Annotated in this window: 15 protein-coding genes and 4 pseudogenes; 12 read left to right on the top strand and 7 right to left on the bottom strand. The window is 46.7% G+C overall.

Annotated features, from left to right (window positions below; genetic code table 11):
• Positions 1–146: 146 nt before the first annotated feature.
• From tdcA to GPJ68_RS21910, 8 genes and pseudogenes are all read left to right on the top strand, one after another.
• Positions 147–1,085, top strand: coding sequence for a transcriptional regulator TdcA (tdcA, locus tag GPJ68_RS21945; protein ID WP_003828596.1), 939 nt, complete (start codon positions 147–149; stop codon positions 1,083–1,085).
• A 98-nt stretch (positions 1,086–1,183) separates the two neighbouring features.
• Entirely contained in the window at positions 1,184–2,173 is a 990-nt protein-coding gene (gene tdcB / locus GPJ68_RS21940) for a bifunctional threonine ammonia-lyase/L-serine ammonia-lyase TdcB (protein WP_003828594.1), read from the top strand.
• 22 nt (positions 2,174–2,195) lie between these two features.
• Positions 2,196–3,527 (top strand): threonine/serine transporter TdcC, encoded by a 1,332-nt coding sequence (tdcC, locus tag GPJ68_RS21935; RefSeq protein WP_016154633.1) that lies wholly within the window; start codon positions 2,196–2,198, stop codon positions 3,525–3,527.
• Positions 3,528–3,558: 31 nt separating this feature from the next.
• Positions 3,559–4,767 (top strand): propionate kinase, encoded by a 1,209-nt coding sequence (gene tdcD, locus GPJ68_RS21930; protein WP_016154632.1) that lies wholly within the window; start codon positions 3,559–3,561, stop codon positions 4,765–4,767.
• A gap of 28 nt (positions 4,768–4,795) precedes the next feature.
• On the top strand, positions 4,796–7,090 hold the full coding sequence (pflB, locus tag GPJ68_RS21925; protein ID WP_016154631.1) for a formate C-acetyltransferase: 2,295 nt from the start codon (positions 4,796–4,798) through the stop codon (positions 7,088–7,090).
• A gap of 13 nt (positions 7,091–7,103) precedes the next feature.
• Complete coding sequence (locus tag GPJ68_RS21920) at positions 7,104–7,499, top strand: enamine/imine deaminase (RefSeq protein WP_016157544.1); 396 nt, start codon at positions 7,104–7,106, stop codon at positions 7,497–7,499.
• Positions 7,500–7,586: 87 nt separating this feature from the next.
• Entirely contained in the window at positions 7,587–8,951 is a 1,365-nt protein-coding gene (gene tdcG, locus GPJ68_RS21915) for an L-serine ammonia-lyase (RefSeq protein ID WP_019077758.1), read from the top strand.
• A gap of 855 nt (positions 8,952–9,806) precedes the next feature.
• Positions 9,807–10,331: pseudogene (locus tag GPJ68_RS21910) on the top strand (hypothetical protein); the annotation flags it as partial.
• 66 nt (positions 10,332–10,397) lie between these two features.
• On the opposite strand, the pseudogene GPJ68_RS21905 reads toward GPJ68_RS21910, so the two are convergent.
• Both GPJ68_RS21905 and GPJ68_RS21900 read right to left on the bottom strand, forming a co-directional pair.
• Positions 10,398–12,986: pseudogene (locus tag GPJ68_RS21905) on the bottom strand (Tn3-like element Tn3 family transposase); the annotation flags it as partial.
• A 52-nt stretch (positions 12,987–13,038) separates the two neighbouring features.
• A pseudogene (locus tag GPJ68_RS21900) lies at positions 13,039–13,747 on the bottom strand (IS6-like element IS26 family transposase).
• Here GPJ68_RS21900 and repM point away from each other — a divergent pair.
• Entirely contained in the window at positions 13,738–14,565 is an 828-nt protein-coding gene (repM, locus tag GPJ68_RS21895; RefSeq protein WP_000534216.1) for a replication initiation protein RepM, read from the top strand. The pseudogene GPJ68_RS21900 and the gene repM overlap by 10 nt on opposite strands.
• A 66-nt stretch (positions 14,566–14,631) precedes the next feature.
• Positions 14,632–15,174, top strand: coding sequence for a plasmid replication DNA-binding protein (locus GPJ68_RS21890; RefSeq protein WP_004896925.1), 543 nt, complete (start codon positions 14,632–14,634; stop codon positions 15,172–15,174).
• 358 nt (positions 15,175–15,532) lie between these two features.
• Here the strand turns inward: GPJ68_RS21890 and GPJ68_RS21885 are convergent, their stop codons facing one another.
• The 3 genes from GPJ68_RS21885 to GPJ68_RS21875 all read right to left on the bottom strand — a co-directional run bounded on the left by GPJ68_RS21885 (position 15,533) and on the right by GPJ68_RS21875 (position 19,531).
• On the bottom strand, positions 15,533–16,417 hold the full coding sequence (locus tag GPJ68_RS21885; protein WP_000155092.1) for an Mph(E) family macrolide 2'-phosphotransferase: 885 nt from the start codon (positions 16,415–16,417) through the stop codon (positions 15,533–15,535).
• Between the two features lie 55 nt (positions 16,418–16,472).
• Positions 16,473–17,948, bottom strand: coding sequence for an ABC-F type ribosomal protection protein Msr(E) (gene msr(E) / locus GPJ68_RS21880; RefSeq protein ID WP_000052512.1), 1,476 nt, complete (start codon positions 17,946–17,948; stop codon positions 16,473–16,475).
• 398 nt (positions 17,949–18,346) lie between these two features.
• Positions 18,347–19,531: an IS4-like element ISEc29 family transposase gene (locus GPJ68_RS21875; RefSeq protein ID WP_002001451.1), complete on the bottom strand. Its 1,185-nt coding sequence runs from the start codon at positions 19,529–19,531 to the stop codon at positions 18,347–18,349.
• Positions 19,532–19,579: 48 nt separating this feature from the next.
• Between GPJ68_RS21875 and GPJ68_RS21870 the strand changes: the two genes are divergently transcribed.
• Positions 19,580–19,765, top strand: coding sequence for a hypothetical protein (locus GPJ68_RS21870; RefSeq protein WP_002026779.1), 186 nt, complete (start codon positions 19,580–19,582; stop codon positions 19,763–19,765).
• Between the two features lie 285 nt (positions 19,766–20,050).
• Positions 20,051–20,266 carry an aminomethyltransferase beta-barrel domain-containing protein gene (locus GPJ68_RS25425; RefSeq protein WP_071547994.1) on the top strand — a complete coding sequence of 72 codons (216 nt, stop codon included), beginning with the start codon at positions 20,051–20,053 and terminating at the stop codon, positions 20,264–20,266.
• Here the strand turns inward: GPJ68_RS25425 and armA are convergent.
• Positions 20,247–21,020 carry a 16S rRNA (guanine(1405)-N(7))-methyltransferase ArmA gene (gene armA, locus GPJ68_RS21860; RefSeq protein WP_000359986.1) on the bottom strand — a complete coding sequence of 258 codons (774 nt, stop codon included), beginning with the start codon at positions 21,018–21,020 and terminating at the stop codon, positions 20,247–20,249. The genes GPJ68_RS25425 and armA overlap by 20 nt on opposite strands.
• Positions 21,021–21,345: 325 nt before the next feature.
• Positions 21,346–22,185, bottom strand: a pseudogene (locus tag GPJ68_RS21855) (IS5 family transposase); the annotation flags it as partial.
• Between the last annotated feature and the right edge of the window lie 54 nt (positions 22,186–22,239).

Here is a 22,239-nt window from a genome sequence, read left to right as displayed (position 1 = left end):
TATCTATATGATTATTAAGTGATTTCAATTTAAATAATAGTCTTACAAAATGTAAGTCAAGGGGATTTGTGAGTGGTAGCACATATCCTCGTTCGCTTAATTTGGTACACTTCCTGCCGTCAACAAAGTAATTAGCGCAGGTCGATATGAATACTATTACACTCCCTAAAACACAGCACTTAGTGGTCTTTCAGGAAGTCATTAGAAGTGGTTCTATCGGCTCAGCTGCAAAAGAATTAGGTTTAACTCAACCGGCTGTCAGCAAAATCATTAATGATGTAGAAGCTTATTTCGGTATTGAGTTAGTCGTACGCAAAAATACTGGTGTGACTTTAACTCAGGCAGGTCAGGTTATGCTCTCATGGTCTGAATCTATTACCCGTGAAATGAAGAACATGGTTGATGAGATGAACAGCATGACGAGCAATGCGGTCGTTGATGTGTCGTTTGGCTTTCCTTCACTGATTGCCTTCACCATCATGTCCGGCATGATTAAAAAATTCAAAGAAGTGTTCCCGAAAGCGCAGGTTTCCATGTATGAAGCTCAGCTCTCCTCGTTCTTACCTGCGATTCGTGACGGGCGTCTGGATTTCGCGATCGGTACGCTGAGTGATGAGATGAAACTGCACGATCTGCATGTTGAACCGCTCTTTGAGTCAGACTTCATCCTGGTTGCCAGCAAGTCCCGAACATGCACCGGCATCACCTCGCTGAGCGCGTTGAAAAACGAACAGTGGGTGTTGCCACAAACGAATATGGGGTACTACAGTGAACTTCTAACCACGTTACAAAATAATGGCATCAGCAGTGAAAACATCGTTAAAACAGACTCCGTCGTTACGATTTATAATCTTGTTCTCAATGCTGATTTCTTAACAGTAATTCCCTGCGATATGACCACACCATTTGGCTCAAACCAGTTTATTACTATCCCGGTAGAAGAAACCTTACCCGTCGCGCGTTATGCCGCCGTATGGTCGAAAAATTATCGAATTAAAAAAGCAGCATCTATTTTGGTGGAATTAGCCAAAGAGTATTCATCATATAATTGTCGGAGACGAAGGCAATTAATTGAAATTGATTAAAGATTGAATTTGTTTTAACACGAAATCAACGCCATCTGTCTATATCTGACAATGGTCACGGCTATCTATTTACTTTAATACCCTAGTAAGAGGTTCTAATGCACATTACATACGATCTCCCAGTTGCAATTGAAGATATCCTCGAAGCGAAAAAAAGACTGGCGGGGAAAATTTATAAAACGGGAATGCCTCGCTCTAACTATTTTAGTGAACGTTGCAAAGGGGAAATTTTCCTCAAGTTTGAAAATATGCAGCGTACCGGTTCATTTAAAATCCGTGGTGCGTTTAACAAGCTCAGTTCATTAACCGAAGCTGAAAGATGTAAGGGCGTGGTGGCTTGCTCTGCAGGTAACCATGCGCAAGGGGTTTCTCTCTCCTGCGCCATGCTCGGAATCGACGGCAAAGTGGTCATGCCGAAAGGCGCGCCGAAGTCTAAAGTTGCTGCAACCTGCGATTATTCCGCAGAGGTTGTGCTGCACGGCGACAACTTCAACGACACCATCGCTAAGGTTAGCGAGATTGTGGAAACTGAAGGCCGTATCTTTATTCCGCCATATGATGACCCGAAAGTGATTGCTGGTCAGGGCACTATTGGTCTGGAAATTCTGGAAGATCTGTACGATGTCGATAACGTGATTGTGCCAATTGGCGGTGGCGGACTGATTGCTGGTATTGCGGTGGCAATTAAATCTATTAACCCGACTATTAAAATTATTGGCGTACAGTCTGAAAATGTTCATGGCATGGCGGCTTCTTTCCACGCTGGAGAAATAACCACGCACCGAACGACCGGCACCCTGGCGGATGGTTGTGACGTTTCCCGCCCGGGTACTTTAACGTATGAAATTGTTCGTGAGTTGGTGGATGACATTGTCCTGGTCAGCGAAGATGAAATTCGCAACAGCATGGTGGCATTAATTCAGCGAAATAAAGTTGTGACTGAAGGTGCCGGCGCGCTGGCTTGCGCAGCATTATTAAGCGGGAAATTAGATAGCTATATCCAGAACAGAAAAACAGTCAGCATTATTTCTGGCGGTAATATCGACCTTTCTCGTGTATCTCAAATTACTGGTTTAGTTGACGCTTAATATACTTCGTTGAGGATAGGATATGAGTACTACTGATAGCATTGTATCCAGCCAGACAAAACAGTCGTCCTGGCGCAAATCGGACACCACCTGGACACTGGGTTTATTTGGTACAGCCATCGGCGCCGGGGTGCTGTTCTTCCCTATCCGCGCAGGTTTTGGCGGACTGATCCCCATTCTGATAATGCTGGTGTTAGCATACCCCATCGCCTTCTATTGCCACCGTGCGCTGGCACGCCTGTGTCTTTCCGGTTCTAACCCTTCCGGTAATATCACAGAAACGGTTGAAGAGCACTTTGGTAAAACGGGCGGCGTGGTTATCACGTTCCTCTACTTCTTTGCGATTTGTCCGCTGCTGTGGATTTATGGCGTCACCATTACCAACACCTTTATGACCTTTTGGGAAAACCAGTTGCAGATGCCAGCGTTAAACCGTGGCTTCGTGGCACTGTTCCTGCTGCTGCTGATGGCATTCGTTATCTGGTTTGGTAAGGATCTGATGGTTAAAGTGATGAGCTACCTGGTATGGCCGTTTATTGCCAGCCTGGTGCTGATCTCTCTGTCTCTGATTCCTTACTGGAACTCTGCGGTTATCGATCAGGTTGATCTCAGCAATATCGCTCTGACTGGCCATGACGGCATCCTGGTTACCGTGTGGCTGGGTATTTCCATCATGGTGTTCTCTTTCAACTTTTCACCAATCGTTTCTTCCTTCGTGGTCTCTAAACGTGAAGAGTATGAGAAAGATTACGGTCGCGAATTTACCGAGCAGAAATGTTCAAAAATCATCTCCCGCGCCAGTATGCTGATGGTTGCCGTGGTGATGTTCTTTGCCTTTAGCTGCCTGTTCACGCTCTCTCCGGCAAACATGGCGGATGCGAAAGCGCAGAACATTCCAGTACTGTCTTACCTAGCGAACCACTTCGCTTCACTGTCCGGTTCGAAGTCCACCTTCGCGACCGTTCTGGAGTACGGCGCTTCAATCATCGCACTGGTTGCTATCTTCAAATCTTTCTTCGGCCACTACCTGGGCACGCTGGAAGGTCTGAACGGTCTGGTGCTGAAGTTTGGTTACAAAGGCGATAAAACTAAGGTTTCCGCTGGCAAACTTAATACCATCAGCATGATCTTCATCATGGGCTCCACCTGGGTTGTGGCTTACGCCAACCCGAACATCCTGGACCTGATTGAAGCAATGGGCGCGCCGATTATTGCCTCTCTGCTCTGCCTGCTGCCGATGTATGCCATCCGTAAAGCACCGTCACTGGCGAAATACCGTGGCCGTCTGGATAACGTGTTTGTTACCGTGATTGGTCTGCTGACTATCCTGAACATTGTCTACAAACTGTTTTAATCCTTAAGCTCAGGATGAGCGGAGTAGTGAAATGAATGAGTTTCCGGTAGTACTGGTTATTAACTGTGGTTCGTCTTCCATTAAATTCTCAGTGCTGGATGCAGCGAACTGTGAAGTTTTAATGGCGGGAATCGCGGACGGTATTAACTCTGAAAATGCGTTCATAGCAATTAATGGAGGAGAGCCAGCTAAGCTGGCTCACCACAGCTACGAAGACGCATTAAAAGCAATCGCCGTTGAACTGGAAAAACGTAATTTAATGGACAGCGTGGCCTTAATTGGCCACCGCATTGCCCACGGTGGAAATATCTTTACCGAATCAGCAATTATTACTGACGACGTTATCGATAATATTCGCCGGGTATCGCCTTTAGCACCGTTACATAATTATGCGAACCTCAGTGGGATTGAATCCGCACAGCACCTTTTCCCAGGCGTGCAGCAGGTTGCGGTATTTGACACCAGCTTCCACCAGACGATGGCCCCTGAGGCCTATCTTTACGGTCTACCGTGGAAATATTTTGAGGAGTTAGGCGTTCGTCGTTATGGCTTCCACGGCACGTCGCACCGCTATGTATCTCAGCGAGCGCATGAGCTTCTTGAGCTGCAGAGTGATGACTCCGGTCTGGTTGTGGCTCACCTGGGGAACGGCGCGTCAATCTGCGCGGTGCGTAACGGGCAGAGCGTTGATACCTCAATGGGCATGACGCCGTTGGAAGGACTGATGATGGGCACACGCAGCGGTGACGTCGATTTCGGCGCCATGGCGTGGATTGCCAGCGAAACCAACCAGACGCTGAGCGACCTTGAGCGCGTTGTGAATAAAGAGTCCGGTTTACTGGGTATTTCCGGTTTGTCCTCTGACTTACGTACGTTAGAAAAAGCCTGGCACGAGGGACATGAGCGTGCGCAGTTGGCGATTAAAACGTTTGTGCATCGTATCGCGCGCCATATCGCCGGACATGCCGCTTCGCTGCATCGTCTTGATGGGATTATTTTCACCGGTGGAATAGGTGAGAACTCGGTATTAATTCGTCGTCTGGTTATTGAACATCTCGCCGTTTTAGGGGTGAATATCGACAGCGAGATGAATAGCCTGCCAAATTCCCATGGCGAAAGAATTATCTCTAATAAAGATGCTCGTGTTATTTGTGCGGTTATTCCCACAAATGAAGAGAAAATGATTGCGCGTGATGCCATTGCGTTAGGCAAAATTAATATACCAGTAGAATTTGCATAATTAATTTTCAGCAGAGAGATTATTTTTCATGAAGGTAAATATCGATACCAGCGATATGCTGTATGCCGAAGCCTGGAATGGCTTTAAAGGTACGGACTGGAAAGAAGAAATTAATGTCCGTGATTTTATTCAGCACAACTATACGCCTTATGAAGGGGATGAATCTTTCCTCGCCGAAGCAACGCCAGCGACCACTGCATTGTGGGAAAAAGTCATGGCGGGCATCCGTATTGAAAACTCGACGCACGCGCCGGTTGATTTCGATACCAATATTGCCACCACGATAACCGCACATGATGCGGGTTATATTGAACAAGAACTGGAAAAAATCGTTGGTCTGCAAACGGATAAGCCGCTCAAGCGCGCTCTGCATCCGTTTGGCGGCATCAACATGATCAAAAGCTCTTTTGATGCTTATGGTCGTGAGATGGATGCTGATTTTGAATACCAGTTTACTGAACTGCGTAAAACCCATAACCAGGGCGTATTCGACGCCTACTCTCCGGATATGCTGCGCTGCCGTAAATCCGGCGTGCTGACCGGTCTGCCGGACGGCTATGGCCGTGGTCGTATCATCGGCGACTATCGCCGAGTCGCGCTGTACGGTATCCGCTACCTGGTACGCGAGCGTGAACTGCAGTTTGCCGATCTCCAGTCGAACCTGGAGTGGGGCCAGAATCTTGAAGCCACGATTCGCCTGCGCGAAGAACTGTCTGAGCACCGTCGCGCCCTGCTGCAGATGCAGGAAATGGCAGCGAAGTACGGCTGCGATATCTCCCGCCCGGCGCGTAATGCGCAGGAAGCGGTGCAGTGGGTTTACTTTGCTTACCTGGCTGCGGTGAAATCTCAGAACGGCGGCGCAATGTCGCTGGGCCGTACCGCATCGTTCCTCGACATCTACATTGAGCGCGATTTCAAAGCGGGAATTTTAAACGAGCAGCAGGCGCAGGAGCTGATCGACCACTTCATTATGAAGATCCGTATGGTGCGCTTCCTGCGCACGCCGGAATTCGACACCCTGTTCTCAGGCGACCCTATCTGGGCGACTGAAGTTATCGGCGGCATGGGGCTGGATGGTCGCACGCTGGTGACGAAAAACTCGTTCCGCTACCTGCATACGCTGCACACCATGGGACCGGCGCCTGAGCCGAACCTGACGGTGCTGTGGTCTGAAGCACTGCCGATTGCCTTCAAAAAGTACGCCGCCCAGGTGTCTATCATCACCTCGTCTTTGCAGTATGAAAACGACGATTTGATGCGTGCCGACTTTGACAGCGATGACTATGCCATTGCCTGCTGCGTAAGCCCGATGGTTATCGGCAAACAAATGCAGTTCTTCGGTGCGCGTGCCAACCTCGCCAAAACGTTGCTGTACGCAATCAACGGCGGCGTGGATGAGAAGCTGAAAATTCAGGTTGGGCCGAAAACGGCACCGCTGATGGATGACGTGCTGGATTACGATACGGTGATGGAGAGCCTGGACCACTTTATGGACTGGTTGGCTGTGCAGTACATCAGCGCGCTGAACATCATCCACTATATGCACGACAAGTACAGCTATGAAGCTTCGTTGATGGCGCTGCACGATCGTGATGTCTATCGCACGATGGCTTGTGGTATGGCGGGTCTGTCCGTGGCGGCGGATTCTCTGTCGGCTATCAAATACGCCCGCGTGAAACCGATTCGTGATGAAAACGGTCTGGCTGTCGATTTCGAAATCGAAGGCGACTATCCGCAATACGGCAACAACGACGAGCGAGTAGACAGCATTGCCTGCGACCTGGTCGAACGCTTCATGAAGAAAATTAAAGTGTTGCCAACCTACCGTAACGCGGTGCCGACGCAGTCCATCCTGACCATCACCTCCAACGTGGTGTACGGACAGAAAACCGGTAACACACCGGACGGACGTCGCGCAGGTACGCCGTTTGCGCCGGGGGCTAACCCGATGCACGGCCGCGATCGTAAAGGCGCGGTTGCGTCGTTAACCTCAGTGGCCAAACTGCCGTTTACCTATGCCAAAGACGGTATCTCGTACACCTTCTCCATTGTGCCGGCTGCACTGGGCAAAGAAGATGGGGTGCGTAAAACCAACCTGGTTGGTCTGCTGGATGGTTACTTCCACCACGAAGCGCATGTGGAAGGTGGGCAGCATCTGAACGTTAACGTTATGAACCGTGAAATGTTGATGGATGCCATTGAGCACCCGGAAAACTATCCGAACCTGACGATCCGCGTGTCTGGCTATGCGGTGCGCTTCAACGCGTTGACCCGTGAACAGCAGCAGGATGTTATTTCACGTACTTTCACCCAGGCGCTCTGACGCCGGAGGGATTATGAGAAAAGTTATTGCAACCGAATGTGCGCCAGGGGCGATTGGGCCTTACGTTCAGGGCGTGGACCTGGGCAGCATGGTGTTGACGTCAGGTCAAATCCCGGTGTGTCCACAGACCGGTGAAGTGGCAGAAAACGTGGCCGATCAGGCACGTCAAAGCCTGGAAAACGTGAAAGCGATCGTCGAGTCCGCAGGTTTGAAAGTGAGCGATATCGTGAAGACTACCGTTTTCGTATCCGACCTGAACGACTTCGCCACCATTAACCAGGTGTACCAGCAGTTCTTTGATGAGCATCAGGCTATCTACCCCACGCGCAGTTGCGTACAGGTCGCCCGCTTACCAAAGGATGTGAAGCTGGAGATTGAAGCCATCGCCGTACGTGGCGACACGCTGTAATCCCTTGCGGGGCGATCTCAGGAGCGCCCCAATCCTTAATGAGTGTGAAACCTGGTCTTCACTGAACGGCAATCCGAGGGTGTGGATATGATTAGCGCATTCGATATTTTCAAGATTGGCATTGGGCCTTCCAGCTCCCATACCGTGGGGCCAATGAACGCAGGTAAAAGCTTTATCGATCTGTTGGTCAGCAGCGGCGAACTCCCCAGAACCACACATATTGTGGTCGATCTTTACGGATCGCTTTCCCTGACCGGGAAAGGTCATGCGACAGATGTCGCGATCATGATGGGGCTGGCCGGTAACAGTCCGCAAAACGTTAATATAGACTCAATCGCTGGTTTTACTCAGGAAGTGGCCCGTACCGGACGTTTGCCGGTTGCTGAGGGCACGCATGTTGTCGATTTCTCTCCAGATGAAAATATTCTCTTTCATACCGAAACGCTGCCACGCCATGAAAATGGCATGCGTATCACCGCGTGGAACGGCACCGAGAGGCTATTAAGCAAAACCTATTACTCCGTCGGCGGTGGTTTTATCATTGAAGAGGAGCAATTTGGGCAGGTGCATGATGTTGAAGCACACGTGCCCTACAATTTTCATTCCGCCAGCGAACTGCTGAAACTGTGCGAGCGCAATGGGCTGTCTGTTTCCGGCTTGATGATGCAAAACGAGCTGGCGATGCGCAGCAAAGAGGAAATCGATGCTGGCTTTGCCGCCATTTGGGACGTCATGCACGCCGGGATTGAGCGCGGCATGAACACCGAAGGCGTCCTGCCGGGGCCGCTTAACGTTCCGCGTCGCGCCGTGGCATTACGCCGGTTGCTGGTTTCCAGCGATAATCTGTCCAGCGACCCGATGAACGTTATTGACTGGATCAACATGTTCGCGCTGGCCGTGAGCGAAGAAAACGCCGCCGGGTGCCGGGTTGTGACGGCGCCGACCAACGGTGCATGTGGGATTATTCCCGCCGTATTGGCCTATTACGACAAGTTCCGCCGTCCGGTGAATGCGAACTCCATTGCCCGCTATTTGCTGGCCGCGGGGGCGATAGGCGCGTTGTATAAGATGAACGCCTCTATTTCTGGTGCTGAGGTGGGCTGCCAGGGTGAGATTGGCGTAGCCTGTTCAATGGCGGCTGCCGGGCTGACGGAACTGCTGGGCGGTAGCCCTTCGCAGGTCTGTATCGCAGCGGAAATCGCCATGGAGCATAACCTGGGGCTGACCTGCGATCCGGTAGCCGGACAGGTGCAAATACCGTGCATTGAACGTAATGCGATCAACGCAGTAAAAGCCGTCAACGCCGCGCGCATGGCGCTACGTCGAACGTCAGAACCACGCGTTTCGCTCGATAAAGTGATCGAGACCATGTATGAAACGGGCAAAGATATGAACGACAAATACCGTGAAACCTCACGCGGTGGGTTGGCAATTAAAGTGGTTTGTACCTGAGGTGTAAAGCCGTGCCTGGTCAGCGCAGCGCTATCCAGCAATAAATTATTCAATATGGCATGATAAAAAAGGTGCACGTTAGTGCGTAATGCTTGTCAGTTAACGAGGATGAATGGCCGTAGCGATAATGGAAAGTGGCACATACGGAGGTAATGAATCTGTTGCCTCCGGCGTATTGCTACGTTCACCTTAGTGATATCACTTCTCTGAGATAATACGACCTGTGAACGTGTTAAGGGTGCTATCGCCGTACCCTTAACAATCCCGGCTCCCGGCGGGAAAATTGCCGCTCCGCGGTCCCCTCCGTTTATTCCTCCAGGCTACCGGGCCGGGCGCGAGGTAGCGTCCCTGCAAAACGCGCCCTGAACCCGCATCCCTGCGGGTTCTCCCGGCCTTACGGAAACACGTCGGCAATTTTCAGCCGGACCAGCCCACACCTGACCACCTGCGTTTTTTATCTGAACAGCAAAACAGAGTTAACTGGAAGTCAGTGCACCGTGCACGTTCACGGGTATCAGCGCTTCAGAAAAGTGATACTACTGAGGTGAACGGAACCCTGAGCCGAAATCACATGTTCTCCATAATGCTTAACTGACTGGCATTACATGTTAGTGCGCCTTTTTTGTTGTGATCTGCTTCAAATATAGAAATTCAATTCTTTATATGGAAATAAAAGAGAAAATATTTCTTAACTTTTAGAAATTACAGGGGTTTGTTTGTGAAGTTTTTCTCTGATCCTGCGCGTATGATTTCCTCATTACTCCAATAGCTCACCTGCACCGTAGTACTGCGTATCGCATTGAGGCAGTACGAAAAAAATATAAAAACCTCTACCTACACATTGAGCGGAAAATTATGGAAACGGCAACGAATAACAGCGTAATACTCGACGCATCTGCTCCGGCACGTCGGGCGGGAATGACCGAAAGTGAATGGCGTGAAGCCATTAAATTCGACAGCATGGACACCGGCTGGGTCATTATGAGTATCGGTATGGCAATTGGTGCGGGGATTGTTTTTCTTCCCGTCCAGGTGGGTTTGATGGGGCTGTGGGTGTTTTTGCTCTCCTCTATCATCGGCTACCCAGCCATGTATCTGTTCCAGCGTCTGTTTATTAATACGCTGGCTGAGTCCCCAGAGTGTAAAGACTACCCGAGCGTGATCAGCGGCTATCTGGGTAAGAACTGGGGCATCCTGTTAGGTGCGTTGTATTTTGTGATGCTGGTTATCTGGATGTTCGTCTATTCCACCGCCATCACCAACGATAGCGCCTCCTACCTGCATACTTTTGGTGTTACTGAAGGGTTACTGTCCGACAGCCCGTTCTATGGCCTGGTGCTGATTTGCATCCTGGTGGCTATCTCGTCCCGCGGGGAAAAAGGGGTCTGACGCTCAGTGGAACGAAAACTCACGTTAAGCAACGTTTTCTGCCTCTGACGCCTCTTTTAATGGTCTCAGATGTCCTTTGGTCACCAGTTCTGCCAGCGTGAAGGAATAATGGCCGAGCATATTGATATGTCCGTGGCAAAGCGGGGAGAGGCGTGCGATATCTTCATCATTCAGTGTTTCACCCTGCGCCCGGAGATGATCCAGGGCTGCCTGCATATAAATAGTGTTCCATAACACGACGGCGTTAGTGACCAGCCCCAGTGTGCCCAGTTGATCTTCCTGACCGTCGGTATATCGTTTTCTTATCTCACCTTTTTGACCGTGACAGATGGCTCTGGCAACGGCATGGCGGCTTTCTCCCCGATTAAGCTGGGTCAGAATGCGCCGGCGGTAATCTTCATCATCAATATAATTAAGCAGATACAGCGTTTTGTTGATGCGCCCCACTTCAATGATTGCCTGAGTCAGTCCGGAAGGACGTTCACTTTTCAGCAATGAACGGACCAGCACTGAAGCCTGTACTTTGCCCAGTTTCAGGGAGCCAGCGGTCCGGATCATTTCGTCCCACTGAAGGACTATTTTTCGGGGATCTGATTGCCCTCTGGCAATATCATTCAGCACGCCATAGTTGGCATCATGGCCCATTCGCCAGAAAACCGAAGCACCGGCATCAGCCAGGCGTGGAGAAAACTGGTATCCCAGCAGCCAGAAAAGGCCAAAGACAAGTTCGCTGGTACCTGCTGTATCGGTCATAATTTCGGTTGGATTCAGCCCGGTCTCCTGTTCCAGAAGGCCTTCCAGCACAAAGATAGAGTCCCTCAGCGTCCCCGGTATAACGATGCCATGAAAGCCGGAATACTGATCGGACACAAAGTTGTACCAGGTGATCCCTCTGTTATTACCAAAGTATTTGCGGTTCGGTCCGGCATTGATTGTTCTGACTGGCGTAACAAAGCGCATTCCATCTGCAGATGCCACTTCTCCGCCACCCCATATCTGTGCCAGTGGCAGCGTTGCCTGAAAATCAACCAGTCTGGCATTAGCGCTGGTGATAGTTTCAGCCCGCAGATAGTTCGCTTTTGTCCAGTTCAGCCGGTGTCGGGTCAGTGCAGGAACATTTGATCTGATCAGTGGTTCCAGACCGATATTGCAGGCTTCAGCCATCAGCACGGCGCTGATGCTGACGGGCAGATCATCAACTCTGGCACTGGCTTCACTAGCATGGAAAAACTCATCAGCAAATCCGGTATGGGCGTTAATTTCGAGCAGCAACTCTGTTAAATCCACCGGAGGGAGCAGATCACTGATCATTTTGCTCAGTCGTTTCAGACTGTCCGGCTCATCAAGACTGGCGAGGGGAGAAATTGTCAACCGGGGCTTCGGGCCAGAAACATCGAGTTCGACAGCCTCATTTTCGCCAAGACGTGCAGCAACCTGTCTGTAACGACTATCAAGCTGATGACCCAGAGATTTTATTGCTTCCTGCGGGTCTGTCGGGTGTCCCAGAGAACGATAAACCTTAATCCGGTTTGCCTGCCAGTCAGCACCCTGTAGTAATCTTGCTCGGGGATCTCCCCACCGGTTACTGCCGGTAACGTAGACATCCCTCCGCCTCAGACTATCCTGCAGTTTACTGAGAAAGCAGAGCGTGTATCCCCTGCGGGTGATATGTTTTTCCTTGTTAATCACCAGCCGTTTCCATGACCGACTGATAATTTCCGTTGGTGCGTCGTCAAAAAACTGCCGCCGTGAGCTGAACTCCCGGCTGAGGTAGTCACAGGCATTCAGAGTGGTAACCCCGGCAGGTGCGGATGAAAATTTAACGGTATTCAGCAGATGGGGCAGGAAACGACGAACGCGCCCGTACTGCTCCACCATTTCTTCATGAAAATTATCGTCTGAGGGCCGGGAAATTTCACGGACAAGCGTGATGATTTCAGCCAGCTTTTGCCTGGGGATGTAGCTGAACACCTCAGCACGAATCGATTCGTCCGGTGTTTCTTCTTTCAGCAGGTACGAACATGCGCTGGCGAGCGCCAATGCAGATTTATCCAGATCCTTCAGCGAGCGGAGCCGTTTTTTCTGCCCAATCTTTCTGGCGTCACGGATGATAACGGCCAGCATGGCGTCCAGAACGTCCAGTGCATCATCCAACGCCAGCGTTTCCCATGCAAGGACAAAGGCAACCAGAACCGCCATCCTTTTCTGCGGTGACATCCTGGCAATATTGAACACCGAAGTCATACCAGCATAACGTGCGAGATTTTTCAGGCGCACAGCCGGGAGTGTACTCAGGTTGTCAGCATGCAGGCCAAAATCGTTCAGAGTTTTCCAGCGTTCAATTGCTTCATTAAACGCCGGACCACTGATGGTCACAGGGCCCTTTTTCAGTGATTCCAGTAAAGACAGGCGGCTGCAATCAGTTGGCCCCAGCAGCATCTCCAGCTGTGAACGCTGTTCGGCTGACGGTATCAGTGCCAGTTTGTTCCACAGGCGCAACGTCGCCTTTTCCCTTACCTCTGAAATCAACCGGGTCAGCGTAGTGGCTCCGGGGAGAATAATACGATGTTGCATAAGCCACCCTGTCGCCAGATCGAAAAGCAGGCCAGGACGTTCGTTGCTTATCCAGCTCCGGGTATATAAAAGGGCACTGTTGCAAAGTTAGCGATGAGGCAGCCTTTTGTCTTATTCAAAGGCCTTACATTTCAAAAACTCTGCTTACCAGGCGCATTTCGCCCAGGGGATCACCATAATAAAATGCTGAGGCCTGGCCTTTGCGTAGTGCACGCATCACCTCAATACCTTTGATGGTGGCGTAAGCCGTCTTCATGGATTTAAATCCCAGCGTGGCGTTGATTATCCGTTTCAGTTTGCCATGATCGCATTCAATCACGTTGTTCCGGTACTTAATCTGTCGGTGTTCAACGTCAGACGGGCACCGGCCTTCGCGTTTGAGCAGAGCAAGCGCGCGACCATAGGCGGGCGCTTTATCCGTGTTGATGAATCGCGGGATCTGCCACTTCTTCACGTTGTTGAGGATTTTACCCAGAAACCGGTATGCAGCTTTGCTGTTACGACGGGAGGAGAGATAAAAATCGACAGTGCGGCCCCGGCTGTCGACGGCCCGGTACAGATACGATACGCCAGCGGCCATTGACCTTCACGTAGGTTTCATCCATGTGCCACGGGCAAAGATCGGAAGGGTTACGCCAGTACCAGCGCAGCCGTTTTTCCATTTCAGGCGCATAACGCTGAACCCAGCGGTAAATCGTGGAGTGATCGACATTCACTCCGCGTTCAGCCAGCATCTCCTGCAGCTCACGGTAACTGATGCCGTATTTGCAGTACCAGCGTACGGCCCACAGAATGATGTCACGCTGAAAATGCCGGCCTTTGAATGGGTTCATGTGCAGCTCCATCAGCAAAAGGGGATGATAAGTTTATCACCACCGACTATTTGCAACAGTGCCGTGTACATCGAAATACGGCTTATCAGGCGTTAAAAGATGCTTGCGATGACTTGTTTGCAAGACAATTCAGTTATCAGAGTCTTAGTGAAAAAGGTAACACTATTAATCACAAATCAAGATGGGTGAGCGAGGTGGCTTATATTGATAATGAAGCTGTCGTTAGACTTATTTTTGCCCCTGCTATTGTGCCTTTAATTACTAGGTTAGAAGAACAATTTACAAAGTATGAAATACAACAAATAAGTAATTTAACAAGTGCTTATGCTGTTCGTTTATATGAAATATTGATTGCATGGCGTAGTACTGGAAAAACGCCTCTCATAACTATGTATGATTTTAGACAAAAAATAGGTGTACTCGAGACTGAATACAAACGAATGTATGATTTTAAAAAATATGTTTTAGACATTGCATTAAAACAAGTAAATGAACATACCGATATTATTGTCAAAGTTGAACAGCATAAAACAGGTAGATCTATTACTGGTTTTTCATTTAGCTTTAAACAGAAAAAATCAGCCACGCATTCAGTCGAATCTAAAAGAGATCCGAATACATTAGACCTCTTTTCAAAAATAACAGATAAACAACGCCATCTATTCGCCAACAAGCTCTCAGAGCTTCCTGAGATGAGTAAATATTCACAAGGCACAGAAAGCTATCAGCAGTTTGCTGTACGTATAGCTGCCATGCTGCAAGATGCAGAGAAATTTAAGGAATTACTTCCTTTACTCAGAAAATTAGGATTTCAATGACATTGTTAATTGAAATTGTTAAGTTAACAGTCAGGTATTAACACAAGTTGAAAACTGGTTTACATAATGAAAAAACTGTCAGTTTCAGAGTTAGCTAAGCTTTATGGATATTCAAGACAAGCCATATATGCACATATAAACAAAGGAAATTTATCTAAAGGATCTGATGGATTAATTGACTTTTCAGAGGCCCTAAGAGTTTTTGGGGAACCACAAAAAAAAGAGGATACAGTCAATCAAAGTCAATCAATTAACAGTCAAAACTTGACAGAAGTTGACTTACTAAAACGTCAAGTTGACATACTGGAAAAACAATTAAATCAGGCAATACAGAGAGAAAATCAATCTTTAGAACGTGAATCGTTTTATCAAGAACAGATTGAAGCTATGCAGCGCTTACTAGAAGCACCAAAAGCCAATATGACTACCTTTACCGATCAGAGCTTTAAACAGGATATAGCAACGGATCCTCGGTCGGAACTAGCAACGAACTATGACGAATTGACTACTCCTCAGCAAGACAATAAGCGTATTCCTATCCCGGAGCATGTTGAACCAGAACAGAAGAAGAGAGGCTTCCTAAGCCGCTTTTTCCTTCCATATGGTTAGCCAAGACTCCAGTTTTTTGAAGAGCCAATTTCAGTGCAAGCACTTGAAATAATGACTCCTCAAAAAACCGGATGATGTTTATTAAAACTGAATAAAACCGTGGAACATCGCTCAATTAGTGATCGTGGAACATGAATAATCAATAAAAAGCCGTTCTGGTGCCCTATACTCCAGAACGGCTTACGTTAATATAATGATATTTAAAGAGAAATATCAAGCATTTCGTATAAGAAATTTTATGTTAAATGATTGTTAGAAATGCCCCTTGATCGAGGCATTTTCTATAAAGAATACTAAAAACTAATTAAAGCCAACCAAGTTTCAAAACAAGGCAGTTCTCAGCAATCATATTTTTAAATTATATAACTCCCAACTGAGCTTTTGCTCCAACGATAAGGCTTTCATTTTGAGTTTCTAAGGCAAATAAACCATACATCAAAGGAGAGGCCGCTGCTCTTTCTAAAGTCTGTTCATATAGTTTATTCCAAACTTTACCCCCTAGTTTTTCATACTCGATGATTAGAGTTTTGAGGCTTTCTTCTCCAAACAAAGTTACATGCCCAGCAAAATCAATCGCTGGGTCATCTATATGGGCTGTTGACCAATCAATAACGCCTGAAACAGCTCCATCCTTTGAAGCTAGTACATGCCCAGCATATAAATCGCCATGTATAAATTGGGTGAAATCTGCCCATAGAACATCATTATCCAACCATTTTCTGTAGCGGGTTTCCAATTGCTCACTTATACCAATTTCAGATTTTACTAACTGCAAATTGTTTGCTATTTCAGGTCTTAAATCTGAAGGTTTCATAATTTTCAAATCATTTTCCCGAACTTCTTTTTCAGGAATACTATGGATTTCAAATAAGGTTTTTGCCAAAGATGTTATGTATTTCGGGCTATCTTTGTCCATATTCCAAATTATTTCATAGGTTTCAGCATCCAAATTTAAAACAGGATTATCTTTAAGTATGGGATAAGCCACTAATTCTGTAGATGAAATTCTCCAATCAGGAACCTCTACAGAAAGATGTTTTTTTACCAATTCTAAAATGCGTTTTTCTTTCTTGATTTGTTCCCTCATGCCATCACGACGAGGAATACGCAGCAACCATTGTTGCCCCTTTGTATCAAGAGCAAAAACGACCTTAAAATCAATGCCCATTTCATTGAAATTCATTTTGTCCGTAAGCAACAAGCCGTGTGCTTCAGCAAGTGATTGAATATCTTGAATTGTCATTTTTAATTTCCTTTAAAGAGTTCAATAATTAATGTTCGGATTAGATTGGCTATCATTAACAATCTCTCTCAAAAGTCTTGATGATTTTGTGGTCTTTGATCTCGTAGATAATGTCAGCAATATTATCGACCAATTGCTTGTCATGAGATACGAAGATAATAGTTCCTGCATAGGACTTCATCATTGTTTCTAATGCGGCAATACTTTTTAGGTCAAGATAGTTTCCTGGTTCATCCATAAGCAAAATATTATATTTTCCTAAAAGCATTTTGGATAAAAGCAGTTTGATGATTTCACCTCCCGATAAGTCGGATAAGTTTTTTTGAATATCATTCGCTCCGATCCCCATTGAAGCCAATACTGCACGAATTTCCGCAACTGTGTACTCGCACTCTTCCTGCATAAAGGAGAGCACAGATTTATGCGTGTTAAATTTATATCCTGTTTGTGTAAAGTAGCCAATTTCAGCTTTTGGAGATATGGTTAATCCATCAGCACGTTCTGATATCATTTTTAACAAGGACGTTTTCCCTGTTCCATTCGATCCAGTTATAGCGACTTTAGCGCCAAGCGGTATTATAAAGTTAGCGTCATCAAAGATAGTACGGCTACCAAATTTTAAGCTCAGACCATCTGCCGTAATCGGGAACTTATTGTGCAGTTCTAGGGCTGAACTTTGACGAAAACGAATAGAACGCAAATGCTCTGGTGCTTGAATATCTTCTAATGCAGCCAAACGCTTTTCCATACTCTTAGCTGCCTGATACAGTTTTCTTTGCTTGGTGCCAGTCATTTTTGCATGCCCAAGTCGTCCAGCACTTTCGGTAGAGTTTTTGGATTTTTCTCCTTTTTTCTTATTGTCTAATCGATTAGCTTGCTGGCGTTTTTCTTGCACAGCAGATTCTAATCGCTCCCGTTCCTTCATCATCAGCTCATATTCTACGGCTTGGTGTTGTCGCTCTTCTTCTTTTTGACGCAAGTAATCCGAGTAACCACCCCAATATTCCGTAATTTTACCGTCTTTTAACTCCCATATCTTGTCTACAACCATATCAAGAAAATATCGGTCATGACTGATAACAAGTAATGCTCCATCAAATGCTTTAAGTTGACCAATAAGTAGATCTATTCCATTGAGATCAAGGTGGCTGGTTGGTTCATCCGCTAGAATGCCATGTACTTGTTGGGAAAATGCGGCAGCAATTTTTGCACGAGTTTCCTCTCCGCCACTCATTGTGTCGTTTTGTACATTGGAAACACCAAGGCGAGATAACATTGCCCGGTCTTCGACCGTTTCTATTTCGATTCCGCCCAGTTGGCTGATATGTGCAAAATCACCAAAACGCTGTAATGTCGCTTCGGCTAAAACAATTTCGCCATTAAGTACTTTGAGTAAACTACTCTTTCCTGCTCCGTTATCACCCACAAGACCAATACGGTCATAAGAGTGAATTTCCAATTCATCAATATCCAAAACATCACGCCCAGCATAATCCAAGCGTATGTTTCTCGCTTTAATAATTAAACTCATTTTTATTTACTCCTGTTTAGCTCTTGAAATTTTTTATGCAGCAAACAGGATTTAGGTGAAAACAAAAGCTAGCATCACAGTGTCCTCCCAAAAAAAAAGCTATTCATCCACAGGGTGGACAAATAGCTAGTCAATTAAGTTATAACTGGAAACTATGCACTAAAAGCATACTTATAAATTAAGCATACTTTTACTTTATATATCCGCATATATTCTTAAAGACACAACAAAAGCCCACCATTATAAAATAGTGTCACTATGCAAATAGTTGTGTCTTAACGAATGCGGATAGAATGCATAAACTTACCTAAAAAATAAAATTCAGTTTTATGATAACTTTACTGTTAAAAGAAGTCTAGACAACCTGAGGGATCCCCACAAAATTTCCATTCATACAATCAGCTATCAGCCTGTTTGATTACTGCCCAGTCCCACTGAACCACCCACTGTAGTATTTGTTTAAGTCCCTGCTGATAATATTGCCTGCGTATTCGCTGTTTGGGTTCTTTGCAAAGTAATATCCCAAGGAAATTCAGGGCCAATACCCGCCTATTTTTAACGGTGTTAGCTTGATAACGCAGGTGCAAACCCGCTTTCTCCGCTGCGCTACCTAGCAGGTAATGAAACCAATTAACCAATGCGGCCAGTAGTAGCAGTATCTCTAAGCGAGATTTCTTCTTGGTACCATGCAAATCGCTACCCAGGCCATAGCGGTGACTTTTCTGATCACGGAAGCTTTCTTCAATTTGCATTCGGCTACTGTAGCACTTAGCAATTTTATCCGCATACCCATGGCAGTCAGCTAAGGATGACACCAACAACCATGGTTCCTTATACGTCTTATTTTTATCGCGTTTCAATAGCTTATAACCTTTGCCAACCAGGACGGCCTGCGTTTCATAGTGTTGTGTTTGGGCAAGCATGATTTTTCCTACACTTTTTGGATCCTTCTTCGCTTGCCGATAAAGCTGATTAACACTGATAAACTTGTCCTGCTCTGCCAATTTAAGCTTCACATTGCCTCGAACTCTAGCTACATAATGCCATCCCAGCTTACGCACTTGTTTCAGCCATGGAACTTTAAACCCCGCGTCAGTGACAATTACGGGCTTACAGTCCTTGGGTAGCATGGCTTTAAGCTGCTTTAAAAACGCCCCGTGTAGGTGTGGGCAGGTATAATCTTCTGCGGCGGCAATCTTCTGTAGCAGAGTCAACGCTCTACCGTCAGCGGCAATGCTGGCACGCAGGATAAAGTGTCGCTTGGCAGTATCGGCATTGCTCCAGTCAACCAAAATCATCGGCTTAGTTTTATGGCCAACAATAGAAGCCGTCAGCGCAGCATAAATCAATGGCAGCTCTCGTTGCAGGTTAGGATTATTGAGTAGACGATCTGCCCGTTTGATACTGACCTTATCTGAAGAGCCAGGCATCGCCCGGCCAATCGCAGTAACGGTGCAACACGCATCCTTTGCCAGGGCGGTTACCGCATCTAGCAAAACCGAAAATCGGGCTTTATGCATTGATTTTGGCGTGACAAAGGTGAGGAAATCAGCGAGCATAGCTTTTACATTCATGGTGAGCATCCGCGGTGTGGGAGTTTTGGCGAATGATCAGATCAGGAACCGCCATGAATGTTCCCCAATCAACTAACATTTTATTTTAACTACAGAATTTCTGGGGATACCTCAGGTGGTTTGCAACTCTTTGGTTTAATTGGTTTGATTTATGGGCCAATTATTTTTGCGTTAACCATGGTGCTGTTACGGCTTTATACTATTGAGTTTAAAGATTTTCTGGAACGCCAAGACAATAGCTAACAATAAGATTGTTGTACTTTAGCGCTTCGCCCTGCCCATATCGGTATACAGTGCATTTACGGGAGAAAAAACGGCTCAAACAGGAAAAAATGAAATGACTGAGTCAGCCGAGAAGAATTTCCCCGCTTATTCGCACCTTCCCTAGATTGCTTTTGAGCCATGCATGCATTTGTTTTTAACCTTCTAAACTGTAGTTGAAACCTATCTTTTCCTCAAAATATCCTCTATGTTGTCCAAGGAAAAGATAATCCAAAACTTTGGAAAAACATAGTAAGTGTTTCAGAATTGCACTTGATAAACGAAACTTCATTACTTAATAATAACTATACAGCATCTATCCGTTATAGAAGTCAGGATACACCAGTAAAAGTAACCCAGAATGAAAATGGATATATATTTGAATTTTCTGCACCACAATGGGCTCCAGCCGTTGGACAGAGTTTAGTACTTTTCCAAGAAAATGAGTGCCTTGGAGGCGGAGTTATTTCTGAAATCCACTAGTAATATATACTAACTCATTCCCTATAACCTTCGAATCAAGGATTTTTATCCAACCTTTTGTAAAAGATTCAAACCATAGCTGGTAATTCTCTTCCATTCCCTTCTCCTTTCCAGATAAAGACTTTATTGGAAAAGATATTACAAAGTTTTGAGTATGAAAAAGCTGTAGGAAATCCAAGATATTTACATCTTGCTGTTTTAGCACAGGAAGCATCTTTAAAAGGAATACTACATCATAAGTACCTTTGTAGACATCACTCTCTTTATTCAAAAACCTATACTTTATCGTCGTCTTTAACTTCCCAATAATGCTACTCAAAAAAGCTATCTCAGCTCTATCAATATCGTATGCATGATATATTATTTTTTCATTTTCATTCCATTGGTATAAAGCTAATGGATTGAAGCCACAACCAAAATCTAAAATAGATGAGACATGTTTGATATTTCCAAATACATAAGTGTAAAAGTCATTTAATGTTGCGACTCTTTCATTCGTCGAAGAATGAATCTTTAGTAAATCTTCTATTGATAACTGCCCCTGATTGTACTTTTTTAATAATTTATCCCAATTAGGATAGGCAGAATAGTAAGACCCCCATATTTGATGCAATTTCTTTTTAGAATAATTCTCAACTTCCTTTAATTTATATTTCTTCTCAGAAATGGAAACAACCTTTTCAACAATATCTGAATCAAGGTTTTCGTACTTTTTTGATTCAAGTATCTTCTTAACAACATCATTCTTATCCATTTGAAAGAACCTACAAGTTAAGTATTTGATAGGAACTGTCATTTCGGGTTTTTTGCGGTTTCGGGTCAAAATTCGGTTTTTCCCCCGAACTACGACTGTTTTCGCACCCCGAACAACTAATCCAATCAGAATTTTCCGGCAACGCCGACTCTAAGAAGTGTAATTCCAGTCCATTTCTGCCGTCAACCCCTGATTCGCGTTAATGCGACAAAGCTCAAACACATAACTCCCCCACGAAGCCATATAAACTCCGATTTCGAGGTGTTATCGGCGTTGTTGACCAAATCCGTCGCTGGATGGCCGTTCCCCAACCCGTTGATACCACTCAATTCACTGGCTGGCGAACAGGCATACCAAGCCCTATCAGCTTGTTCATCACCTTCACGCCAGCCAGGATTTCGCCCACCTGGGCGTTGTAGTTCCGCAGGCTCAGCGTTGGCCCGATGAGTTGCTTGAACCGGTACATGGCGGTCTCGGCTATCGAGCGCTGGTGATAGCCGGAGTCTTTCTTCCATTGCTTCAGTTCACCGGCCTTGAGCGCCGTCACCGCCTCGTTGCGGGGATGGCCTTCCTCCCACGGTGCCGCATTTTTTCTCGGCGGTATGGTGGCTTTCGCCCCCTTTTTCTTCAGTAGCGCATGACAGGCCTTGGTGTCATACGCACCATCGGCGCTGACCTGTTTTATCTTGCGTCGTAAGGGGTTGAGCAACGTCGGTAACACCTCGTTATCCGCCACCGTCTCCAGGCTGACTTCGGCAGCGATGACCGCATGGGTTGTGGCATCCACCGCCAAGTGGAGCTTGCGCCACACTCGTCGCTTCTCCTTGCCGTGTTTGCGAATTTTCCATTCGCCTTCGCCATAGACCTTGAGGCCGGTGGCATCAATGACCAAGTGAGCCACCGGGCCTTGGCTGGGGAGGCGGTACTTGATGTCGACGGTCTTGGCGCGCTTGCTGATACAGCTATAGTCCGGCGACTGCAAAGGCACCGCCATCAGTTGGAACAACGAGTTAATGAAGCCTTCTAGCGCCCGCAGCGGCAACTTGAACAAGCCTTTTAGCATCAGGGCCGTCTCAATGGCGGTGTCACTGTAGTGGAAACCTCTCCCTCGGCGGCCATGGTGGACCAGGCAATGCCACTGCTTAATGGCTTGTTCGTCCATCCAGGGGTATAGGAAGTATAAACCACCTTTTTGCTCCTCATCCGAAGTATCTTACCT

Origin of the sequence: Citrobacter sp. 172116965 (assembly GCF_013458095.1) — a bacterium.
Lineage (GTDB): Bacteria > Pseudomonadota > Gammaproteobacteria > Enterobacterales > Enterobacteriaceae > Citrobacter > Citrobacter braakii.
Note: the sequence above shows the minus strand (reverse complement) of the source record. Positions and strands in the feature narration are given on the sequence as shown.

What these genes read in the sequence shown, in the direction of transcription:
- tdcA (WP_003828596.1), top strand. Translation starts at nt 147, where the DNA reads ATGAATACTATTACACTCCCTAAAACACAGCACTTAGTGGTCTTTCAG.
- tdcB (WP_003828594.1), top strand. Translation starts at nt 1,184, where the DNA reads ATGCACATTACATACGATCTCCCAGTTGCAATTGAAGATATCCTCGAA.
- tdcC (WP_016154633.1), top strand. Translation starts at nt 2,196, where the DNA reads ATGAGTACTACTGATAGCATTGTATCCAGCCAGACAAAACAGTCGTCC.
- tdcD (WP_016154632.1), top strand. Translation starts at nt 3,559, where the DNA reads ATGAATGAGTTTCCGGTAGTACTGGTTATTAACTGTGGTTCGTCTTCC.
- pflB (WP_016154631.1), top strand. Translation starts at nt 4,796, where the DNA reads ATGAAGGTAAATATCGATACCAGCGATATGCTGTATGCCGAAGCCTGG.
- GPJ68_RS21920 (WP_016157544.1), top strand. Translation starts at nt 7,104, where the DNA reads ATGAGAAAAGTTATTGCAACCGAATGTGCGCCAGGGGCGATTGGGCCT.
- tdcG (WP_019077758.1), top strand. Translation starts at nt 7,587, where the DNA reads ATGATTAGCGCATTCGATATTTTCAAGATTGGCATTGGGCCTTCCAGC.
- repM (WP_000534216.1), top strand. Translation starts at nt 13,738, where the DNA reads ATGGGTTCATGTGCAGCTCCATCAGCAAAAGGGGATGATAAGTTTATC.
- GPJ68_RS21890 (WP_004896925.1), top strand. Translation starts at nt 14,632, where the DNA reads ATGAAAAAACTGTCAGTTTCAGAGTTAGCTAAGCTTTATGGATATTCA.
- GPJ68_RS21885 (WP_000155092.1), bottom strand. Translation starts at nt 16,417, where the DNA reads ATGACAATTCAAGATATTCAATCACTTGCTGAAGCACACGGCTTGTTG.
- GPJ68_RS21875 (WP_002001451.1), bottom strand. Translation starts at nt 19,531, where the DNA reads ATGCTCACCATGAATGTAAAAGCTATGCTCGCTGATTTCCTCACCTTT.
- GPJ68_RS21870 (WP_002026779.1), top strand. Translation starts at nt 19,580, where the DNA reads ATGTTCCCCAATCAACTAACATTTTATTTTAACTACAGAATTTCTGGG.
- armA (WP_000359986.1), bottom strand. Translation starts at nt 21,020, where the DNA reads ATGGATAAGAATGATGTTGTTAAGAAGATACTTGAATCAAAAAAGTAC.